Source organism: Nesterenkonia flava, from assembly GCF_031432335.1.
Classification (GTDB): Bacteria; Actinomycetota; Actinomycetes; order Actinomycetales; family Micrococcaceae; genus Nesterenkonia; species Nesterenkonia flava.
The window spans coordinates 23,891-43,388 of record NZ_JAVKGT010000011.1; the positions used below are offsets into that span (position 1 = coordinate 23,891).

At 65.8% G+C, this 19,498-nt stretch carries 22 protein-coding genes; 18 read left to right on the plus strand and 4 right to left on the minus strand.

What is annotated here, in order from left to right:
* The first annotated feature begins 19 nt into the window (after window positions 1–19).
* The 10 genes from pgsA (at window position 20) to dapF (ending at window position 7,995) form a co-directional block, all read left to right on the plus strand.
* A complete protein-coding gene (gene pgsA, locus RH857_RS05635; RefSeq protein WP_310536996.1) occupies window positions 20–661 on the plus strand; it encodes a CDP-diacylglycerol--glycerol-3-phosphate 3-phosphatidyltransferase in 642 nt (213 codons plus the stop codon).
* Window positions 662–710: 49 nt separating this feature from the next.
* Window positions 711–1,352: a CinA family protein gene (locus RH857_RS05640; protein WP_310536997.1), complete on the plus strand. Its 642-nt coding sequence runs from the start codon at window positions 711–713 to the stop codon at window positions 1,350–1,352.
* A gap of 68 nt (window positions 1,353–1,420) precedes the next feature.
* Complete coding sequence (locus tag RH857_RS05645; protein ID WP_310536998.1) at window positions 1,421–1,837, plus strand: helix-turn-helix domain-containing protein; 417 nt, start codon at window positions 1,421–1,423, stop codon at window positions 1,835–1,837.
* 46 nt (window positions 1,838–1,883) lie between these two features.
* A complete protein-coding gene (locus RH857_RS05650) occupies window positions 1,884–2,432 on the plus strand; it encodes a MarR family winged helix-turn-helix transcriptional regulator (RefSeq protein WP_310536999.1) in 549 nt (182 codons plus the stop codon).
* Window positions 2,429–2,650 (plus strand): DUF3046 domain-containing protein, encoded by a 222-nt coding sequence (locus RH857_RS05655; protein ID WP_310537000.1) that lies wholly within the window; start codon window positions 2,429–2,431, stop codon window positions 2,648–2,650. The genes RH857_RS05650 and RH857_RS05655 overlap by 4 nt, the downstream gene beginning before the upstream one ends.
* Before the next feature lie 224 nt (window positions 2,651–2,874).
* Window positions 2,875–3,915 carry a recombinase RecA gene (gene recA / locus RH857_RS05660; RefSeq protein WP_310537001.1) on the plus strand — a complete coding sequence of 347 codons (1,041 nt, stop codon included), beginning with the start codon at window positions 2,875–2,877 and terminating at the stop codon, window positions 3,913–3,915.
* A 12-nt stretch (window positions 3,916–3,927) separates the two neighbouring features.
* Window positions 3,928–4,590 (plus strand): regulatory protein RecX, encoded by a 663-nt coding sequence (locus tag RH857_RS05665; protein WP_310537002.1) that lies wholly within the window; start codon window positions 3,928–3,930, stop codon window positions 4,588–4,590.
* 44 nt (window positions 4,591–4,634) lie between these two features.
* Entirely contained in the window at window positions 4,635–6,149 is a 1,515-nt protein-coding gene (gene miaB, locus RH857_RS05670) for a tRNA (N6-isopentenyl adenosine(37)-C2)-methylthiotransferase MiaB (protein WP_310537003.1), read from the plus strand.
* Window positions 6,146–7,078 carry a tRNA (adenosine(37)-N6)-dimethylallyltransferase MiaA gene (miaA, locus tag RH857_RS05675; RefSeq protein ID WP_310537004.1) on the plus strand — a complete coding sequence of 311 codons (933 nt, stop codon included), beginning with the start codon at window positions 6,146–6,148 and terminating at the stop codon, window positions 7,076–7,078. Before miaB ends, miaA begins: the two co-directional genes overlap by 4 nt.
* A gap of 8 nt (window positions 7,079–7,086) precedes the next feature.
* A complete protein-coding gene (dapF, locus tag RH857_RS05680) occupies window positions 7,087–7,995 on the plus strand; it encodes a diaminopimelate epimerase (protein WP_310537005.1) in 909 nt (302 codons plus the stop codon).
* 3 nt (window positions 7,996–7,998) lie between these two features.
* Here the strand turns inward: dapF and RH857_RS05685 are convergent, their stop codons facing one another.
* On the minus strand, window positions 7,999–8,631 hold the full coding sequence (locus RH857_RS05685) for a class I SAM-dependent methyltransferase (RefSeq protein WP_310537006.1): 633 nt from the start codon (window positions 8,629–8,631) through the stop codon (window positions 7,999–8,001).
* A 263-nt stretch (window positions 8,632–8,894) separates the two neighbouring features.
* Between RH857_RS05685 and hflX the strand changes: the two genes are divergently transcribed.
* Together hflX and RH857_RS05695 are read left to right on the plus strand one after the other, a co-directional pair.
* Window positions 8,895–10,505, plus strand: a complete 1,611-nt coding sequence (gene hflX, locus RH857_RS05690; RefSeq protein WP_310537007.1) for a GTPase HflX — start codon at window positions 8,895–8,897, stop codon at window positions 10,503–10,505.
* Between the two features lie 31 nt (window positions 10,506–10,536).
* Window positions 10,537–12,558 (plus strand): ATP-dependent DNA helicase, encoded by a 2,022-nt coding sequence (locus RH857_RS05695; protein ID WP_310537053.1) that lies wholly within the window; start codon window positions 10,537–10,539, stop codon window positions 12,556–12,558.
* A gap of 108 nt (window positions 12,559–12,666) precedes the next feature.
* Here RH857_RS05695 and lexA read toward each other — a convergent pair whose 3' ends face one another.
* Window positions 12,667–13,422, minus strand: a complete 756-nt coding sequence (gene lexA / locus RH857_RS05700) for a transcriptional repressor LexA (RefSeq protein ID WP_310537008.1) — start codon at window positions 13,420–13,422, stop codon at window positions 12,667–12,669.
* Window positions 13,423–13,594: 172 nt separating this feature from the next.
* Between lexA and RH857_RS05705 the strand changes: the two genes are divergently transcribed.
* The 6 genes from RH857_RS05705 to RH857_RS05730 all read left to right on the plus strand — a co-directional run bounded on the left by RH857_RS05705 (window position 13,595) and on the right by RH857_RS05730 (window position 18,120).
* A complete protein-coding gene (locus tag RH857_RS05705; protein ID WP_310537009.1) occupies window positions 13,595–13,915 on the plus strand; it encodes a LysM peptidoglycan-binding domain-containing protein in 321 nt (106 codons plus the stop codon).
* A 68-nt stretch (window positions 13,916–13,983) separates the two neighbouring features.
* A complete protein-coding gene (locus RH857_RS05710) occupies window positions 13,984–15,183 on the plus strand; it encodes a histidinol-phosphate transaminase (protein ID WP_310537010.1) in 1,200 nt (399 codons plus the stop codon).
* 12 nt (window positions 15,184–15,195) lie between these two features.
* Entirely contained in the window at window positions 15,196–15,813 is a 618-nt protein-coding gene (hisB, locus tag RH857_RS05715; protein ID WP_310537011.1) for an imidazoleglycerol-phosphate dehydratase HisB, read from the plus strand.
* Entirely contained in the window at window positions 15,810–16,463 is a 654-nt protein-coding gene (gene hisH / locus RH857_RS05720) for an imidazole glycerol phosphate synthase subunit HisH (protein WP_310537012.1), read from the plus strand. Before hisB ends, hisH begins: the two co-directional genes overlap by 4 nt.
* Before the next feature lie 24 nt (window positions 16,464–16,487).
* Window positions 16,488–17,234, plus strand: a complete 747-nt coding sequence (gene priA, locus RH857_RS05725) for a bifunctional 1-(5-phosphoribosyl)-5-((5-phosphoribosylamino)methylideneamino)imidazole-4-carboxamide isomerase/phosphoribosylanthranilate isomerase PriA (RefSeq protein ID WP_310537013.1) — start codon at window positions 16,488–16,490, stop codon at window positions 17,232–17,234.
* Window positions 17,235–17,256: 22 nt separating this feature from the next.
* Window positions 17,257–18,120 carry an SseB family protein gene (locus RH857_RS05730; RefSeq protein ID WP_310537014.1) on the plus strand — a complete coding sequence of 288 codons (864 nt, stop codon included), beginning with the start codon at window positions 17,257–17,259 and terminating at the stop codon, window positions 18,118–18,120.
* Between the two features lie 11 nt (window positions 18,121–18,131).
* Here the strand turns inward: RH857_RS05730 and RH857_RS05735 are convergent, their stop codons facing one another.
* Together RH857_RS05735 and RH857_RS05740 are read right to left on the minus strand one after the other, a co-directional pair.
* Window positions 18,132–18,638 carry a MarR family winged helix-turn-helix transcriptional regulator gene (locus RH857_RS05735; protein WP_310537015.1) on the minus strand — a complete coding sequence of 169 codons (507 nt, stop codon included), beginning with the start codon at window positions 18,636–18,638 and terminating at the stop codon, window positions 18,132–18,134.
* Window positions 18,639–18,802: 164 nt separating this feature from the next.
* Entirely contained in the window at window positions 18,803–19,495 is a 693-nt protein-coding gene (locus RH857_RS05740) for a PepSY domain-containing protein (RefSeq protein ID WP_310537016.1), read from the minus strand.
* Window positions 19,496–19,498 lie beyond the last annotated feature (3 nt).

Below are 19,498 nucleotides of genomic sequence, written 5' to 3' on the forward strand. Positions count from 1 at the left end.
AGGCGGTAAGGTCACCCGTATGACAACCCAGGACCAAGCGCCGCTGCTGAACATCGCCAACGTGCTCACCATGCTGCGCATTGCGCTGGTGCCGGTCTTCGTGTGGTTCCTGCTGCTGGACGCCGACGCGTTCAGCGGTGGAGTCACCCTCGGCGGGCTTGAGGCGGAGCATGGGGGCTGGCGCTGGGCCGCCGCCGGCGTGTTCGCGGCCGCGATGATCACCGACAAGATCGACGGCGATCTGGCACGATCGCGCAATCTGGTCACCGACTTCGGCAAGATCGCCGACCCGATCGCGGACAAGATGCTCATCGGCGCCGGGCTCATCATGCTCTCCCTGCTGGGCGAGCTGTGGTGGTGGGTGACGATCGTCATCCTCGTGCGCGAGCTGGGCATCACTGTACTCCGCATGGTCATGCTCCGGACTCAGGTCATGCCCGCCTCCCGAGGCGGCAAGCTCAAGACGGTCCTTCAGTCAGCCGGATTGCAGCTGATGCTGCTGCCGCTGTTGGGCTTCGGCGGAGCTCTCGGGGCGACCATGGCTTCCGTCGTCTACCCGGCCGCGCTGGCGATCATGCTCGCGGCCGCGGCGGTGACCCTTATCTCGGGTGTGGACTACGTCATCAACGCGGTGCGCATCCGCCGCGCGGCTCGCGGCTGAAGGATTCCGCTCAAGGGAACATCAGGGTTTCAGGGCTACCCTGGGGCCTATGCCCGTTGAAGGAGACGCCGAAAACGTTGCCGAGCACGCAGAACGCACCACAGACCCGGTGGAGATCGTCCAGCGGTGCGCCCATCGCGGGATCACCCTCGTCACCGCGGAATCCCTAACCGCCGGTTCCCTGGCAGCCCGCATCGCCGACGTCCCCGGCGCCAGCGCGGTGCTGCTCGGGGGAGTGGTGGCCTACTGTAACGAGGTGAAGCAGAATCAGCTGTCGGTCTCACCTGAGCTGCTGGAGGAGAAGGGCGCGGTGGATCCCGTCGTCGCCGCCTCAATGGCCCAGGGCGCGGCTGAGCACCTCGGCGCGGACCTAGGGATCGCGACCACCGGAGTGGCCGGTCCGGCCCCGCACCAGGGCAAGGACGTGGGCACCGTGTATCTGGGACTGGCGTGCCGGGGCGAGGTCGCTGAACGCCTGAGCCTTTCCCTGCCGGAGCATGCTGAGCCCCACAGTGACGACGGGACTCAGGGCTGGCTCACAGGTTCCCTCCTGCTGGACCTCAGCCCCTCCACGGAGGATGTGGACAACATGAGGGCTGCAATACGCCAGGCCAGTGTTGAAGGGGCCCTGAAGCTGATTGAAGATTTCCTCCTCACCGAGCCCGCGGGACTGCCCGAGGCAGTAGAGTGAGGAACAAACTACGGGTCTGGGCAGTTGATCAAGGGTAAGACAAGCATTAGCTCGAGGAGTATGAGTCCATGGTGAGACAACCTGTCACCGTCAACGGCGTCACCCGCTGGAAGGACATCGAGGCAGAGGGTGCAGCCGGTGCCGAGACCAAAGAGTCCAAGGGCGTGATCCTGCGCCAGGAGATCGGCGACGTGCTGCGCAGCATCCGCCAGTCCGAGGGGCGTACCCTGCGTGACGTCTCCCACGACGCCCGCGTCTCCCTGGGATACCTCTCCGAGGTGGAGCGCGGCCAGAAGGAAGCCTCTTCGGAGCTGCTGGCCTCCATCTGTACGGCGCTGAACGTTCCCCTCGCCGCCATGCTGTTCCAGGTGGCCGAACGCATTGCTTCTGCCGAGGGGCTGACCGTCCCCGACACCGTGCCCACCGAATTCCAGGTGCAGTACGGCCAGGCCGAGTTCGGCCAGGAGGAACTGGTCAACTTCTAATGGCCCGCCGCCGGCGGGTCTGTGCCTGACGTCTAGACTGGCGTGCATGGAAAATCCGGAGCGGCGCGACAGGGTCCGAGAGCTGGAGCAGGAGTTCAACCGCCTCTTTGTGCGGCGGCGATTCACTGCCCTGCAGCTGGCCCGTGAGATCGATCCGGAGATTGAGCCGGCGTCCTACTCCGTGCTGGCCACCCTGCAGCACACGGGCCCTTCCCGCATGACCTTCATTGCCCGACACCTCGGCATCGGCAAGCCCACCCTCTCGCGGCAGCTCAACACGCTGGCCGCCCGGGGTTTCGTCACCAAGACCACAGACCCCGAGGACGGGAGGGCCCAAGTGGTCTCGCTGACGGTCGAGGGGAGGCACCGTCTGGAGACCGCGCAGGCGGACCGGGCCGAGCGCTATCTGCAGATGCTGGCGCCCTGGAGCGAAGAGGAGATCACCACGCTCTCGGGTCTGCTGGCAAAGCTGAACCGCACCTACGCGGCCTACGACGACGAGACGGGATTCGCCTGCCACGCGCGCAGCGAGGACGGATCCCAGGAGCTTGCCGAAGAATCCGCGGCAGGACAGGAAAGGCGGAGCGCATCATGAGGGAATCGCGTTTCTGGACCCTGATGGAGGACGAGTTCGGCGCCACTTATGCGCACGTGCTGGCGGGGGAGCTGGTCATCAGCCGATTCCAGCTCACGGCACGGCAGGCCCTGGCGGCAGGAATCTCTCCCCGGGAGATCTGGGAAGCCCTGTGCATCCAGCAGAACGTCCCGGAGGAGCGGCGGTTCGGCCGCGACCGGCCCATCAAGCGCGGTTAGAGCCCCGGGAACCCGCCGGGGGAGAGGACGACACACCCCCGCCGGTCGAATCTGTGTTCGATTCCTCGGGTAAAGTCTTCCCCAGAGCAGGATCGCGGCGTGCAGCACGCCCGGATGTGCCCACTGCGGGTGAGGCACAGGGTCATGTCCGAGGCAGGTTCTAGTCTCGATCATGCAGCCGGAACGACGGCCGCGACAACCGTGACGACAACGTGAGGTGAAACATGGCAAGCAGCCCGGATCGGCAGAAGGCCCTCGAGGCAGCCCTGGCCCAGATCGATAAGCAGTACGGCAAAGGCTCCGTCATGCGGCTTGGGGACGAAACCCGGGCTCCCATCGAAGCCATCCCCACCTCCTCCATCGCCATGGATGTGGCGCTCGGCATCGGAGGCTTCCCGCGGGGCCGCGTGGTGGAGATCTACGGTCCCGAATCCTCCGGTAAGACCACCGTGGCCCTGCATGCGGTCGCCAACGCTCAGCGCAACGGCGGCATTGCCGCGTTCATCGACGCCGAGCATGCCCTGGACCCCAGCTACGCAGAGAAGCTCGGTGTTGACACTGACGCCCTACTGGTCTCTCAGCCGGACACGGGTGAGCAGGCCCTGGAGATCATGGACATGCTGGTCTCCTCGGGGTCGCTGGACATCGTGGTCATTGACTCCGTGGCGGCCCTGGTGCCTCGTGCGGAGATCGAGGGTGAGATGGGTGACAGCCACGTGGGCCTCCAGGCCCGCCTGATGTCCCAGGCCCTGCGAAAGATCACCGGACGCCTGGCACAGACCAAGACCACCGCGATCTTCATCAACCAGCTGCGTGAAAAGGTGGGCGTCTTCTTCGGCTCCCCCGAGACCACCTCCGGCGGTAAGGCCCTGAAGTTCTACGCCTCTGTGCGTGTGGATGTGCGGCGCATCGAAACCCTCAAGGAGGGCACCAACGCCGTCGGCAACCGCACGCGCGCCAAGATCGTGAAGAACAAGATGGCACCTCCGTTCAAGCAGGCCGAGTTCGACATCCTCTATGGCGAAGGCATCTCTCGCGAGGGCGGCCTCATCGACATGGGTGTGGAGAACGGACTCGTGAAGAAGTCCGGTGCATGGTTCACCTACGAGGGGGACCAGCTGGGGCAGGGCAAGGAAAAGGCCCGCCAGTTCCTCAAAGACAACCCGGACCTTGCCGACGAGATTGAGCGCCGCATCAAGGAAAAGCTGGGCATCATCAAGCCCGCCGAGGATGAGGGCCCGGCGCTCAAAGCCGTCGACTCCTGATCTGTTGGCACCATGAACGACCAGCAGAAGACCCTGGAGCAGCTGCGGGAGTCCCTGGCTCAGCTGGAAGCCGGCGAGCTGGAATCCGACCTCTTCGCCCCCGGCGACGGAGGTGAAGAGCCAGGGCCCCGGGCGGACCAGCGCCACGAGTCTGACGCCAACACTGCCCAGGCGTCGGAGGACCAGTACGCCAAGGCGCGGGCCGTGGTGCTGCGCAAGCTCACCGGCTCCGCCAAATCCAGGCACCAGCTGGCTGAGGCACTGCGCGAGAAGGAGTTCAGCGAGACGGTCATCGCGCAGGTCTTGGACCGGATGGAGGAGGTCCATCTGGTCAATGACGCCGAGTTTGCCCGAACCTGGGTCCGCACGCGGCACGAGATCAAGGGGCTGGGTGCGGCGGCTCTGCGCCGGGAGCTGCAGGACAAGGGGGTCAGCGCCGAGCACGCAGACGCTGCCCTGGAGCAGATCAGCCCCGCGGATGAGCATGCCGCCGCGCGCGAGATGGTTCAGACCAAACTGCGCGGAGTGACGGTGCCCGTGGGAAACGGTGCCGAGGATCGCAAAGAGCGCGACAAGATCACCCGACGGTTGGTGGGCATGCTGGCTCGTCGCGGGCACAGTCCCGGTATGGCCTTCCAGCTGGTGCGTGAGGAGCTCGAGGCCCGCAGCGGCTAGAATTGCAGGGCATTGTTGCCCCTGTCTTTCTGCGAAGTTGAGTGATGACTGAGACCGTTCTGGACCGCCCTGAGGCTGCCGCAGGCAGCCGCACCTACGAAGTGCGCACCTTCGGCTGCCAGATGAATGTGCATGACTCAGAGAGGATCTCCGGTCTCCTGGAGGAAGCCGGCTATGCCCCGGCTGAGGAAGGAACTACCCCGGATCTGGTGGTGTTCAACACCTGCGCGGTGCGTGAAAACGCCGACAATCGCCTCTACGGACACCTCGGCCAGCTCAAGCCGGTCAAGGAGCAGCACGGCATGCAGATTGCCGTGGGCGGCTGCCTGGCGCAGAAGGACCAGAACACCGTGCTGGAGCGCGCACCGTGGGTGGACGTGGTCTTCGGCACGCACAATATCGGCTCCCTCCCCACCCTGCTTGAGCGTTCCCGCCACAACGCCGAGGCCTCCATCGAGATCCTGGAGGCCCTAGAGACCTTCCCCTCCACCCTCCCCACCAAGCGGGAGTCGGTGCATTCGGGATGGGTGTCGATCTCCGTAGGATGCAACAACACGTGCACCTTCTGCATCGTCCCCTCCTTGCGAGGCAAGGAGCGAGACCGCCGTCCGGGGGAGATCCTGGCCGAGGTCCAGGCCCTCGTGGACGACGGTGCAGTCGAGGTGACGCTTCTGGGACAGAACGTCAACACCTACGGTGTGGAGTTCGGTGACCGCCAGGCATTCGCCAAGCTGCTGCGCGCCTGTGGGCAGATCCAGGGACTCGAGCGCGTGCGCTTCACCAGCCCGCACCCTGCAAGCTTCACCGATGACGTCATCGACGCGATGGCCGAGACCCCCAACGTGATGCCCCAGCTGCATATGCCCCTGCAATCGGGCTCGGATGCCATCCTCAAAGCCATGCGGCGCTCCTACCGGGGACGAAAGTTCCTGGGCATTCTGGACAAGGTCCGCGAGCGTATACCGCACTCCGCGGTGACCACCGACATCATTGTGGGCTTCCCCGGGGAGACGGAGGCCGATTTCGAGGACACAATGCGCGTGGTCGAGGAGTCCCGTTTCGCCAGCGCCTATACGTTCCAGTACTCCCCGCGTCCGGGAACACCTGCCGCCACGATGGAGAATCAGATTCCCAAGGCCGTGGTCCAGGAACGCTTCGAGCGGCTCATCGCTCTGCAGAACCGGATCACCGCGGAGGAGAACAAGAAGCTCGTCGGCACGATCCAGGAGCTCCTGGTCACGGCGGACGCCGGCGCCAAAGGTGCGGAGACCGGACGCCTCTCCGGGCGTGCCCCGGATAACCGGCTGGTGCACTTCTCCGTGCCGGACGGTGTGGAGACGCCGCGTCCCGGTGACTTTGTCACCGTCCCCATCACTCAGGCCGGCAGTTACCATCTGCTCTCCGATCCGGCCTCTGCCGAGGAGTACCGCCTGCGGCGCTCCCGTGCCGGAGACGCCTGGGACCGGTGGCAGGCAGACTCCTGCGGGGTCGGCACCACACAGGTCACCGGAGAGAAGCCGGGCGCCGTATCGCTCGGTATGCCCACCCTGCGCCGATGAGCCCGGACGCGCAGGAGGAGCGCCCACTCGTTGTCGTCGTCGGCCCCACGGCCTCGGGCAAGAGCGGACTTGCCGTGGAACTGGCCGAGCAGCTCCACGGGGAGGTCATCAACGCCGACTCCATGCAGCTCTACCGCGGCATGGATATCGGCACCGCAAAAGTCACGCCCGAGGAGATGCGGGGAGTGCCCCATCACCTGCTGGACGTCCTCGACCCCACGGAAGAGGCCTCTGTCGCGGCCTACCAGCAGCAGGCGCGAGAGGCCGTGGCGGCGATTCGCGCCAGGGGGCGCACACCCATCCTGGTGGGAGGCTCCGGGTTGTACGTGCGCGCCGCGATCGACGTGATCGACTTTCCCCCGACTGACCCGAAAATTCGGAACGAGCTGAGCAACAGACTGGCCGAGCAGGGCCCGGGCGTTCTGCGGGAGGAGCTGCGCGAACGCGATCCTGAATCAGCCGCGGTGATTAAGGACGACCGGCGATTGATCCGCGCGCTGGAGGTCATCCGCCTGACTGGCCGCACGTTCAGCTCCTTCATGCCGACCCGCACCTATGAGGAGAGCGTGGGGCCCGTGGTCCAGCTAGGGCTTATGGTGCCGCGTCCGGTGCTGCACGAGCGGATCGCCCAACGCGTGGCGCGTATGCGGGAGTTGGGCCTCCTTGAGGAGGTCCGGATGCTGGAGCGCCGCGGCCTGCGGGAGGGGCGGACGGCGTCGCGCGCGATCGGCTATCAGCAGTTCCTCCGCGTGCTTGACGGTGCTCTGAGCGAGGATCAGGCGGCAGAGGAGACGACCGTGGCCACCCGCCAGTTCGCGCGCCGACAGGACACGTGGTTCCGCGCCGACCCGCGCGTACGCTGGCTGGAGGCACCTAGTGAGAACCTTGCTGAGCGGGCCGGGGAAGTCCTGCGCCGAAAACATGGTTGAGTAGGGACATGCAGTTCACCAAAGCTCACGCCACCGGCAACGACTTCGTGATGATCACCGATGCCGCTGGCCAGCAGGACCTTGACGCAGAGTTCGTCGCGGCGGTCTGTGACCGGCGCATGGGCGTAGGCGCAGACGGCCTGATCCGCGCCGTCCCCGCTCACCACGTGAGTGAAGGCGCCGCTCTGCTGCGCGAGCGTGGGCTCAGCAGCACCGACGATCAGCCCCTGTGGTTCATGGACTACCGCAACTCCGATGGTTCGATCGCTGAGATGTGCGGAAACGGAGTGCGGGCCTTCGCCCACTACCTGCTCGCCGAGGGCCTGACGGAGCTTGGTGACGGCGCGCAGCTGACCATCGGCACCCGCGCAGGCGTCAAAACGGTGCGTACAGTCCAAGAGGGCTACGCCATCGGCATGGGGGTATGGTCCTTCATCGATCCGGAGCTTGCCCAGGCCAATGCCAGCGACTCCCTTGTTCAGGCCCGGGGCCTGACAGATCCGCGTCCTGCACTCAGCATCTCCATGGGCAACCCCCACACCGTCGTCGCACTCCCGGACGAGGCGACCCTTCAGGCCCTGGATCTGCATCAGGCGCCTCAGGTTGACCCGCAGCCGCCCTACGGGACGAACGTCGAGTTCGTGGTGCCCTCCGAGCCGCTGGTCGAGAACGGCGTCGGCAGGGTACGGATGCGCGTGCACGAGCGCGGAGTGGGAGAAACACTCTCCTGCGGAACCGGCGCCTGCGCCGCTGCTGCTGCCGTGCGTGTATGGGCCGCCGGAGACGGCGTGAACACGTGGCGGGTGGGGGTGCCCGGCGGCGAGGTCACCGTCCGATTCACGCCCCGGGAAGACGGCGCCGAAGAGGTGGAGCTGGCGGGCCCGGCGGTGCTGGTCTACACCGGCACGCTGGTCTGAGGATCAGGCCGTGGCGGTGCCCCGGCGCTGTACGCGCAGGAGCCGAAAGCCCTTCTCCGTCTCGGGCCGATCCACCGTGAAGCTCTCACTGACTGAGGCAAGCATCGACCGCAACCAGGTCTGAAGCGAGTCCGCGCCCAGATTCTTCTGGACCACAAGCCAGGCATCGGCGTCGTCGGCAAGGCGGGGCAGCCACAGCTGCAGCAGTTCATGCAGAACGGCCTTGCCGACGCGGATGGGCGGGTTCGACCAGATCGTGGTGAAGCGCACATCGTCCGGGACATCTTCGGGCGCCCTGACCATCACGTTGTCCAGACCCAGCGCGCTGGCGTTCTCAGCACATAGAACGCGAGCGCGCTCATTGACGTCGACGGCCCAGACCCGGGCCCGGGGCGAGCGCATCGCCATGGTGAGCGCCATGGGCCCCCACCCGCAACCGATGTCGAGCAGATCGCCGGTCTCGGCGGGATCAGGCACGTGCCGCAGCAGCACCGCGGTGCCCTTGTCCACGCCGTCGGGGGAGAAGATACCGCCCGCGGTGGTCACGTCCACGTTCCTGCCAGCCAGTTCCACGCGCAGGCGCCGGCGATCCAGCGGAGCATCCGGATCGGGAGAGAAATAATGCGTTGCTGCCACCCGTTGATCGTATAACGGGGCGCTGCAACGCCCCTTCCGGTCCACCCCACCACTCTGTACACACCCCTGCCGCCAGAGACCTCGATATGCGATAATGGACTCCATGTGGATTCGCAGTATCGATCGTCGCCCCGTCCGTCTGCGCGGCTGACTCTTTGAAGACCCCCGCTCCCGGTGAGATCTCACGCGCCGGTTGAGCACCTGCCCGAATCCCGTTGAACTACCCGAACCCCTGACGTCTGTCCTGGGGCTCATGAGGCTTTATGACTGAACAGAACAACACCCCGCACACCGAGAACACCCCCGAGCAGGGGACCTCATCCATTGATGCAACCATCCAGCGCATCCTGGCGGCCGACAAGGCCAACAAGTCCTCCAACGGTCGCACCACCAGGTTCGTTGCCGATGACGCGCACCTGACCAGTACTGAGCAGCGTCGCCGCTCGGTACTGGACGACCGTGCTCGTGAGCTGGCCGAGACGGAGGAGCACACCGAGCACGACGGCGAGCAGTACGACCTCTTCGAACGCCGCTCTCTGCGCCGCGTCGAGGGGCTTTCCACCGAGCTCGAAGACGTCACCGAGGTGGAGTACCGGCAGCTGCGCCTGGAGCGCGTGGTGCTGGCCGGACTGTGGACCGAGGGCACCATCGCGGAGGCCGAGTACTCCCTACGCGAGCTTGCTGCACTGGCCGAGACCGCCGGCTCCACGGTGCTCGACGGCTTCATCCAGCGCCGCTCCAAACCCGATCCGGGAACATTCTTCGGTTCGGGAAAGGCGGTCGAGATCAAAGAGGCCGTCGCTGAGCTGGGCGCCGATACCGTCGTCGTCGATTCGGAGCTGGCCCCTTCCCAGCGTCGTGGACTCGAAGACATCGTCAAGGTCAAGGTCATCGACCGCACCGGCCTCATCCTCGACATCTTCGCCCAGCACGCCAAGTCCCGTGAGGGTAAAGCCCAGGTGGAGCTGGCCCAGATGGAGTACATGCTTCCGCGACTGCGCGGCTGGGGTGAGTCCCTGTCTCGACAGGCCGGTGGCCGTGTCGGCGCCGCCGGCGGAGGCATCGGATCCCGCGGACCTGGGGAGACCAAGATCGAGCTGGACCGTCGTCGCATCAACCAGCGAATGGCCAAACTGCGCCGGGACATCGCCAACATGAAGCCCGCGCGCGAGGCGAAGCGGGCTAACCGCAAGCGCAACGCGGTGCCCTCGGTAGCCATTGGCGGCTACACCAACGCGGGCAAGTCCTCGCTGCTGAACCGGCTCACCGACGCCGGAGTGCTGGTGGAGAACGCCCTGTTTGCCACGCTGGACCCCACCACCCGCAAGGCGGTGACCCCCGACGGAATCGGCTACACCCTCTCCGACACAGTGGGCTTCGTCCGCCAGCTGCCGACCCAGCTGGTGGAGGCATTCCGCTCGACCCTGGAGGAGGTCGCCGAGGCCGATCTCATTCTGCACGTGGTGGATGCCTCCCATCCCGAGCCTGAGGGACAGATCGCCGCGGTGCGCCAGGTGCTCACCGAAGTCGACGCCCACCAGGTGGACGAGATCATCGTGCTGAACAAGGCAGACGCCGCCGAATCTCACGTGATCGAGCGCATCCGGCGTCGCGAGCCCCACGTCGCCGTAGTCTCGGCACGCACGGGCGAGGGCATCGAGGAGCTGAAGGAGCTCATCAGCAGCTCGATCCCGCGGCCGTCCGTTCCCCTGGAGCTGATGGTGCCCTACGCCGATGGTGAGGTGGTCTCCCGACTGCATGCCGCCGATGCCGAGATCCTCAGCACCACCTATGAGGAGGAGGGGACGCGGCTGTCGGTGAAGGTGCGTCCGTCTTTGGCCGCGGAGCTTGCTCAGTACCAGGTGGAGAGCTGAACGCGTGTCCGCTGTCGCCGAGTCGAATGCTGTGCACCTGACCAACCCTGCGGCCCAGCGTGCTGAGAAGCTTCTCGGCACCGCCGTGGAGGCCTTCGGGGGCTCGCGCCGGGACGGGCAGGTCGAGATGACCCGCCGTGTTGCCGCGGCGCTGAGTCTGCGCAAGCATCTGCTCGTCCAGGCGGGGACCGGTACCGGTAAGTCCATGGCGTACCTGGTGCCGGCGGTCGCTCACGCCGTGCAGGCTGACCGGCCCGTCGTCGTCTCGACCGCCACCTTGGCCCTGCAGGCCCAGATCATGGGACGGGACCTTCCCCGCCTCCTGGAGTCCCTGGAACCGGAGCTGGAGCGTCCCGTCGAGGTGGCCCTCGTGAAGGGCCGGGCCAACTACCTGTGCAAGCAGAAGTTGGCCGGCGGCTTCCCGGAGGATGATCACGACCAGGAAGTGCTCTTCGCGGCCGCGGTGGAGCCCAGCGGCGGAGTCACCACCTTCGAGCCGACCTCGCGGTTGGGCAAGGAAGTGGTCATGCTGCGCGAATGGGCCGACGAGACGGAGACGGGCGACCGGGATGATCTGCCCGAGGGCGTGACCGACCAGGCCTGGCGCCAGGTCTCGGTCAACGCTGTGGACTGCCTGGGCGCGCGGAAGTGCCCCATGGCTGAGGAGTGTTTCTCGGAGCTTGCCCGCCAGCAGGCGGGGGACGCTGACGTGGTGGTCACTAACCACGCCATGCTCGCCATTGACGCCTTCGAAGGGCTGGACGTGCTTCCCGAGCACGACGCCGTCATCATCGATGAGGCCCACGAACTCGCTGAGCGGGTGACCTCTGCGGTCACCGCCCAGCTTTCGGCGCAGATGATCCGTGCCGCCGCTGCTTCGGCGCACCGGCACACCGCTATCAATACGGAGCGGCTGCAGACGGCTGCCAATGCCGTGGAGGCCGCATTCGCCGGCGTCGAGTCGGGACTGCTTCCGCGGGGCATGAACGCTCAACAGACGAGTGCCGTGGAGATGGCTCGCGATGCCGCGCGCACCGCACTGTCGGATTCCAAGCCTTCCGGGGACGGTGAATCAGACCCCGGCCGAACGACTGCCCGCTCCCGCCTGCAGGCAGTGTTAGACGTAACCAACCGCATGGTGGAGTCCCCGCAGACCCCTGACGTGATCTGGCTGAGCCGACCGGGTACGTTCACTCCGGGGCAGGGATACCGTGAAGCAGATCCGAGCGAGCCGCCGCTCATCTATGTGGCGCCCACGAGCGTGGCCGGAAGACTCCGTGAGGGTCTCTTCGGCGACAGGACCGTGGTGCTGACGTCCGCCACCCTGACGGTGGGGGACAGTTTTGACCCGGTGGCTGGTTCGCTGGGCCTGCTGGGGGAGAAGGCCCCTGCGTGGGATGCCGCCGACGTCGGCAGCCCGTTCAACTACCCGTCGCAGGGCATGCTGTACGTGGCTGCGCATCTGCCTCCGCCCTCCTTGAAGAACCAGCAGGCGCAGTTCGACGAGCTTGCCGGCCTGATCGAGGCCTCCGGAGGAGCCACTCTGTCGCTGTTCTCCTCACGCCGGGCCGCTGAAGCCGCCGCCGAGGCACTTCGGGATCGTGTGGAGGTGCCGATCCTGTGCCAGGGGGATGCGACCATGTCCGCGCTCATCCGTGAGTTTGCTGAGGACGAGGAGACGTGCCTCTTCGGCACCATGAGCCTCTGGCAGGGTGTGGATGTGCCGGGACAGTCCTGCCGTTTGGTCACGATCGACCGGATCCCGTTCCCGCGTCCTGATGATCCGCTGACGAACGCCCGTAGCCAGGAGATTGCGCGCTCGGGCGGCAACGGCTTCATGCAGGTCTCGGCGGCGCATGCAGCCGTTCGTCTGGCACAGGGGGCCGGCCGTCTCATCCGCACCGCCGAGGACCGTGGTGTTCTCGCGGTCCTGGACTCGCGCCTGGCCACGGCGCGCTACGGAAGCTTCTTGAAGAAGTCGATGCCCGACTTCTGGGCGACCACCAAGGGCGATGTCGCCCGGGGCGCTCTCGCCCGTCTGGCTCAGGTCTGAGCTTGCCGAGAGCATGGCGGGGTTTCCCCGCCCGCGGAACTTACTCTTCAGGCGTGATGGCGAGCGTGAGCTTGCCGAGAGCATGGCGGGGTTTCCCCGCCCGCGGAACTAACTCAGTGACCGCAGAACGGTGACGACCTTGCCCATGATGGTGGCGTCATCGCCAAGAATCGGCTCGTACATACGGTTCTGGGGGAGCAGCCACTGGTGGCCGTCCCGACGCTTGAGGGTCTTGACGGTGGCCTCCTCGTCGAGAAGCGCTGCCACGATGTCCCCGTTGTCGGCGTCCATCTGGCGGCGCACTACCACCCAGTCGTCTTCGAAGATTCCAGCTTCGATCATGGAATCACCGCGCACCTGAAGCATGAACAGCTCACCTTCACCGGTGAGCTGCCGCGGCAGGGCCATGACATCTTCCACGTTCTGCTCGGCAAGGATCGGGCCGCCGGCGGCGATGCGGCCCACCACCGGAATCTCGGCGACGCGGGAATCGGCATCGGCCCGGTAGGCCTGCAAGTCCACCACCGGGGACTCCTCTACCGGCGAGGGCTGAGGAGTGGAGACTTCTTCGGGCTGAGGAGCGAGGAGTCGGCCGCTGGAGTCCCTGATGACCTCCATGGCTCGGGGCTTGCCGGGAACGCGGCTGAGGTATCCCAGCTGCTGAAGGCGCGCCAGCTGGTGCGTGACGGAAGACAGCGAAGCCAAGCCGCAGGCGTCACCGATCTCGCGCATGGAGGGCGGATAGCTGCGCTCGGAAAGGGACTTCTGAATGATGTCCACGATCTGCCGCTGTCTGTCCGTCAGCGGTGGGGCCGTCTGGGCGGGCGCTGCCTTCTCTCCACGTGCTGCCGTGTCAGATGCCATGTCAGACCCTCTCGATTAACTGGTGGAGCAACATCGAAGCTCACTTCGAACACTGAGCTCAGGCTACTCGAAATCGTAGACGTCTTCCATAGATATGTACGAGTGTCGTTGAAGTGATTCGAACATGTGTGCTAAAAATAGAACAAGAGTTCGAATGCTTGGAGGAAACACCATGAACACCATCGCGCTCACCCGCCGGGGCCGCCTTCTTCTGCTCGGCGTGCCCACCGTCCTCGCAGTCCTGACCCTGCTGGCCGGTGCCATGTTTCTTGCGACCGCCATGGTGAACCAGGTCGAAGCCTCCGCCGATCCTGTTGGGGGTGTCGAGGCCCAGCAGGTGACCGTTGTGCCTGGTGACACGCTGTGGTCCATCGCCGCCTCGGCAGAGTCCCAGGAGGACATCCAGACCCTGATGACTCACATCGCCGAACTCAATGACCTCGACTCATCCACCCTCCAGCCGGGACAGGTCATCCACGTTCCTGTTGACTGATGTCTCACGCTCTGAGCACCTCAGCCAAGACCAGCCGAGCGCTGTTGAGTGCCGCGTAGACTGGCTGAGTGACAGATCAGGATTCCGCCAGCACCGACACGACGACGGCAGAAGAAGACGCAGCCAAGCGACTGGCAGCGTTGCCGCTGCGGGACGAGCTTCGAGGCCAGCATCCCTATGGAGCACCGCAGCTGAACGTTAAGGCGATGCTCAACGTCAACGAGACCACGTATGACGTCCCCGAAGACGTGGTGGACGCGATCACCAAGGAGGTCAGGCGTGCCTCGGCAACCCTGAACCGGTACCCCGATCGAGAATTCACTCTCCTGCGTCAGAAACTGGCTGAGTACCTGAACCGTGATCTTGTTTCCGACGGGGCGAGCGCGGACCTGACCGCTGATCACATATGGGCCGGGAATGGCTCCAACGAAGTCATGCAGCACATTCTGCAGGCCTTCGCCGGCCCCGGGCGCACCGTCATGTCCTTCCCTCCGACATACTCCATGTATCCGCTCTATGCACGCGGGATCTACAGCGAGTACATCGCCGGCACACGCAGCCCTGACTTCACCCAGGACCCCCAGGATGTGGCGGACCAGATCCGCCAGCACCGCCCGCATGTGGTGATCCTGTGTTCGCCCAACAATCCCACGGGAACCGCGTTGGGGCTCGACGTCGTCGAAGCGGCCTATGAGGCTGCCCGTGAAAGTCAGACCATGGTGATCGTCGACGAGGCCTATGGCGAGTTCCGCCAGCCGGGCACTCCGTCCGCACTGCAGATGCTGCCGGGCCGACCGCGTCTGATCGTCACCCGTACTATGAGCAAGGCCTTCGCGTTGGCGGGCGGCCGACTGGGGTACCTTGCCGCTGCTCCTGAGGTCACCGATGCGCTGCGTCTGGTGCGTCTGCCGTACCATCTCTCTGCTGTCACGCAGGCCACCGCCTGTGCCGCACTGGATCACTCCGAGACGCTGATGGCCAACGTCGAGAAGATCAAGCTCCAACGGGATCGGATTGTCACCGAGCTGCGCCGGCTGGGTCTGACCCCGGCGCCCTCAGACGCCAACTTTGTCTTCTTCGGAGGGTTAGTGGACAAGAAAGCTGCGTGGGAGCACCTGCTGGCTGACGGCATTCTTATCCGCGACGTCGGCATCGAGGGCCACCTGCGAGTCACCGCGGGGACAGAGGAAGAGACAACCGCATTTCTCGAATCCCTGCGCCGTCACCTTCAGACACAGCGCGCCGGGGCGCAGAATCACAAGGGATAGACTGGAGAATCTATGGGAGCAGAACTGATTTCCGGGCGCATCGCGCAGATGGAGAGAGCCACCAGCGAGTCCCGAGTGAAAGTCCGCATGGACCTCGACGGCACTGGTGCCTCCACCATCAGCACCACAGTGCCCTTCTTCGACCACATGCTCACGGCCCTGTCCAAGCACTCGCTGATCGACCTCGATATTCAGGCCCAGGGCGACACCCACATCGATGTGCACCACACCGTCGAGGACACCGCGATCGTCATCGGCGAGGTCCTGCGGACCGCCCTGGGCGATAAGCGCGGCATCCGCCGTTTCGGAGAGGCCACCGTGCCCCTGGACGAGGCGCTGGCTCACGCCGTCGTCGACGTCTCGGGCCGACCCTACCTAGTCCACAGCGGCGAGCCCGAGGGACAGCAGTACCACCTCATCGGCGGCCACTTCACCGGGTCCATGACCCGCCACGTCTTCGAAGCCATCACCTACCACTCCGGCATCTGTCTGCACATGCGAGTGCTGGGCGGTCGCGACCCCCACCACATCGTCGAAGCCCAGTTCAAGGCCTTTGCCAGAGCACTGCGTGAAGCCGTCGAATCTGATCCGCGCACTGACGACATCCCGTCCACGAAGGGAGCCCTGTGAGCGCAGCATCCGGGAGCAAGCCCACCGTCGCAGTCCTCGACTACGGGTCCGGAAACGTTCACTCGGCGGTTCGTGCCATCGAACGCGCCGGCGCCGAGGTGGAGCTGACCTCAGACACGGAGACCATCCTCAACGCCGACGGTCTTGTGGTGCCCGGAGTGGGCGCCTTCGCCGCGGTGATGGAGGCCCTCAAAGCCAATGACGCCCCCCGATGGATCGGCCGTCGCATAGCCGGTGGACGTCCCGTGCTGGGCATCTGCGTGGGCCACCAGATTCTCTTCGAGCGTGGCGTGGAGCACGGTATCGCCGCCGACGGCATGGGGGAGTGGCCCGGCGAGGTCACCGCGCTACCGGAAAACGTCACGGTCCCTCATATGGGATGGAACACGGTGCGAGCTCCACAGGACAGCGTGCTGTTCCAGGGCCTACACGATGAGCGCTTCTACTTTGTGCACTCCTACGCCGTGCAGTCCTGGGATTTTGACCAGACCATCGACTCCATGGCCGCGCCCAAGGTCACGTGGGCCCACCACGGTGCTGACTTCATCGCTGCCGTGGAGAACGGTCCGCTGTCGGCCACTCAGTTCCACCCAGAAAAGTCCGGCGACGCCGGCATGCAGCTGCTGCGCAACTGGATCACCAGCCTGTAATCGACGAAAGAGAACACCGTACCTATGAGCACCCCCACTGTCCCTGCCCTCGAGCTGCTGCCCGCCGTCGACGTGGCCGACGGACAGGCCGTCCGACTCGTCCAGGGCGAGGCTGGTTCTGAGACCGGCTACGGCGATCCCCTGGAAGCGGCACTGACATGGCAGGAGCAGGGCGCCGAGTGGATCCACCTGGTGGACCTCGATGCCGCGTTCGGCCGCGGCCACAACAGGGACGTGCTGGCCCGAGTGGTCAAGGAGATCGGCATCAAGATCGAGCTCTCCGGGGGGATTCGCGACGACGAGTCCCTCGAACGAGCGCTGGAGTTCGGAGCGACCCGCGTGAATCTGGGCACCGCGGCGCTTGAGGATCCGGAATGGACCGCTCGTGCCATCGAACGTCACGGTGAGGCCATCGCGGTTGGTCTGGACGTGCGCGGGGAGACCCTGGCTGCTCGCGGCTGGACCCAGGAGGGTGGCAACCTCTGGGAGGTGCTGCAGCGCCTGGAGGACGCCGGCTGCCCCCGCTACGTGGTGACGGATGTGACCAAGGACGGCACCCTGCGCGGCCCCAACACCGAGCTGCTGGCCCAGGTCTGCGCCAAAACGCAGAAGCCCGTGGTGGCTTCCGGCGGAATCTCGTCCCTGGACGACGTCGCGGCCCTGGCTCAGATGGTCTCCACCGGGGTGGAAGGCGCCATCATGGGCAAGGCGCTCTACGCTGAGAAGTTCACTCTGCCTGAGGCCCTGAAAGTCGCGGCGCAGTCCGCCTGAACACGTCACGAGCATCAGTTCGGTGAGCAAGGAACTTCCCGCACACATCACGGCTCTGCTACAGAGTCAGCAGCGTAGCCCCGACGGGCAGCCGGCTGACTCTGCCGGTGTGCCCTGGGAGGGGCGGGACCTTTCCGGTGAGGGCAACCCGCTGCACACCTTCGACGGCGACGACGGCCTCGCGCCGCCCGCGCTGCAGGGGATTCTGGCGCAGCTGAGGGCGGGAGAAGCCGACGAGACTGCGGTGGTCAACACCCTGCCCGGGCTGCGGCTCTTCGCTCCGGTGATCGCCAGTCTGGGCGGCGGGCAGACCCATGAGGATCACGCCGAGGTAGGCGATAAGGAAGCCGATATCTCCCTGGTGAGTCTCGCCGCCTCCGACGGCCGCCGGGCCATGCCGGTGTTCTCCTCGGTGGAGGCGCTGACTGCCTGGCATCCGGAGGCGCGTCCGGTGGCCGCCGAAGCTGAGCGCATTATGCTCGCCGCTTTGGCCGAAGGCGCGGAGCTGGCGGTGCTTGATCCCGGCGCTGAGTTCACCTTCGTCATTCGCCGCCCGGCGGTAGAGGCACTCGCTCAGGGGCGCACCTGGACTCCTGCCTACGCGGATCATGAGGTGGCCCGGGCGCTTTCAGAGGTTCCCGAACAGTGCCCCGGGGTGGCGCAGCTGCTGCTGCAGCCCAGCCGCGGAATCGTCACCGCGGATGCCCACGGCGCGCGAGTGGTGGGCGGCGGCAGCGGTCCTGAAGTAGCGCTGGGTGTGGTTTTCGACGATGGCCTGGAGGACGTGGACCAGCGTCTAGCACTGGCTGCGGTGCAGGCGTCCCTGGCCGATGTGCCGGTGCTGCGCGAACGCGCGGATTCCGTGGAGATCATTCGCGCCGCGTGACGCGGCGCGGCTCAGCAGGGCTCGTCGGCGGTGGTGACAGTGTGGTAGATCGCCTCGCAGATCTGGCGCAGCTGCACGGCCTGTGCGTCGTCCAGGGCGGGATGGAACAGCTGACGGATGTGCTGAGCGTGGACTTTGGAGGCTGCGGCGAAGACGGTGGAACCCTCCTCCGTGAGGCATGCGGTCATGCCGCGTTTGTCGTGGGGGTCCATGCACCGTTCCAGAAGTCCGCGGCCGGCTAGGGACTTCACCTGGTAGGAGAGCCGTGAGGGAGAGAAGACCATCCGCTCGGCGAGTTCACCCATGCGCAGCTGCTTGCCGGGCGCCTCGGCCAGAATGAGCAAAAGGTTGTAGTCGCTGAGCTTCAGCCCGGTAGTCGCCTGAAGGCGTTTCTCCATACGGTCGCTGATGATGGCGCTGGTCTCGAAGAAGGAGCGCCACGCTTTAGCCTTGGGGGAGAAGCCAGTGAGGTCACGGCTGCGCTGCTGGGAAGAAGTGCTGCTGTCCTCCGCGGTCACGCCGATCCCGCTCCTCTCGTGTGCTTCTACAGGTCTGCAGTGCCCACTCGGGCTGCGCGTCACACGCAACAGGGCCCGCGGGGACTGAACTGATTCAGTCTATCCCGCGGACCCTGTGCTGGTGATATATCGTCCCGGTCAGAGGACCGAAAGGGGAGGCTCCCTTAGGAGTCGACCTTGACGACGTCGCCGGTGGCCACGTCAACGTAGACCTCGGTGCCGTTGGTCAGCTCGATCTCCCAGACCACGGTGCCGTCTTCGGTGTCCAGCTCGCCCTGGTAGGGCTCGGCGCCGGCCTCATCCTCGGCCGTCTGGATGGCTTCAGCAATCTCGATCTCCACGGCCTCGGCCTTCTCGCGGTCGTCATCGTCGATGCCGTCGTCTTCAGTGTCGATGATCTGGAAGGACTCGGAGTCCACCTCCAGCTCCCACTCGGTCTCGCCGTCGTAGACGAAGATCTCGACGTAACCGTCGTCGTCGGTGTTGTCCTGGAACTCAGTGATCACACCGTCGGGGTACTCCTCGAGGGCGGCCTCGATGGCCTGGTAAACGTGGTGCTCACCGCCAGCCTGGGGGTCATCGGTGGCGTCGTCGGTAGCCTCATCCGTGGGCTCGTCGGTGGTTGCCTCGTCAGTCTGGTCATCGGCCGGAGTCTCATCAGCGGCGCCCGGGGTGTCTTCCGCAGCGTCGTCGGTGGGGGTGGTGTCGGTACCAGTCTCCGTCTGGGCGTCGGTGTCGTTGGCCTGGTCGTTCTGGTCCTGATCGGTGGTGTTCTCCGGTGCGCAGGCGCTCAGGGCCAGCGCGGCGGCAGCAGTGACGGACAGCAGAGCGGGTGCAGTGCGCTTTGTAGTGGTCATAGT

Coding starts and splice junctions, on each gene's coding strand:
- hflX (WP_310537007.1), top strand. CDS start 8,895: ATGACTGAACAGAACAACACCCCGCACACCGAGAACACCCCCGAGCAG.
- RH857_RS05665 (WP_310537002.1), top strand. CDS start 3,928: ATGAACGACCAGCAGAAGACCCTGGAGCAGCTGCGGGAGTCCCTGGCT.
- recA (WP_310537001.1), top strand. CDS start 2,875: ATGGCAAGCAGCCCGGATCGGCAGAAGGCCCTCGAGGCAGCCCTGGCC.
- lexA (WP_310537008.1), bottom strand. CDS start 13,422: ATGGCATCTGACACGGCAGCACGTGGAGAGAAGGCAGCGCCCGCCCAG.
- pgsA (WP_310536996.1), top strand. CDS start 20: ATGACAACCCAGGACCAAGCGCCGCTGCTGAACATCGCCAACGTGCTC.
- dapF (WP_310537005.1), top strand. CDS start 7,087: ATGCAGTTCACCAAAGCTCACGCCACCGGCAACGACTTCGTGATGATC.
- RH857_RS05705 (WP_310537009.1), top strand. CDS start 13,595: ATGAACACCATCGCGCTCACCCGCCGGGGCCGCCTTCTTCTGCTCGGC.
- miaA (WP_310537004.1), top strand. CDS start 6,146: ATGAGCCCGGACGCGCAGGAGGAGCGCCCACTCGTTGTCGTCGTCGGC.
- hisB (WP_310537011.1), top strand. CDS start 15,196: ATGGGAGCAGAACTGATTTCCGGGCGCATCGCGCAGATGGAGAGAGCC.
- RH857_RS05740 (WP_310537016.1), bottom strand. CDS start 19,495: ATGACCACTACAAAGCGCACTGCACCCGCTCTGCTGTCCGTCACTGCT.
- miaB (WP_310537003.1), top strand. CDS start 4,635: ATGACTGAGACCGTTCTGGACCGCCCTGAGGCTGCCGCAGGCAGCCGC.
- RH857_RS05650 (WP_310536999.1), top strand. CDS start 1,884: ATGGAAAATCCGGAGCGGCGCGACAGGGTCCGAGAGCTGGAGCAGGAG.
- RH857_RS05655 (WP_310537000.1), top strand. CDS start 2,429: ATGAGGGAATCGCGTTTCTGGACCCTGATGGAGGACGAGTTCGGCGCC.
- priA (WP_310537013.1), top strand. CDS start 16,488: ATGAGCACCCCCACTGTCCCTGCCCTCGAGCTGCTGCCCGCCGTCGAC.
- RH857_RS05640 (WP_310536997.1), top strand. CDS start 711: ATGCCCGTTGAAGGAGACGCCGAAAACGTTGCCGAGCACGCAGAACGC.
- RH857_RS05645 (WP_310536998.1), top strand. CDS start 1,421: ATGGTGAGACAACCTGTCACCGTCAACGGCGTCACCCGCTGGAAGGAC.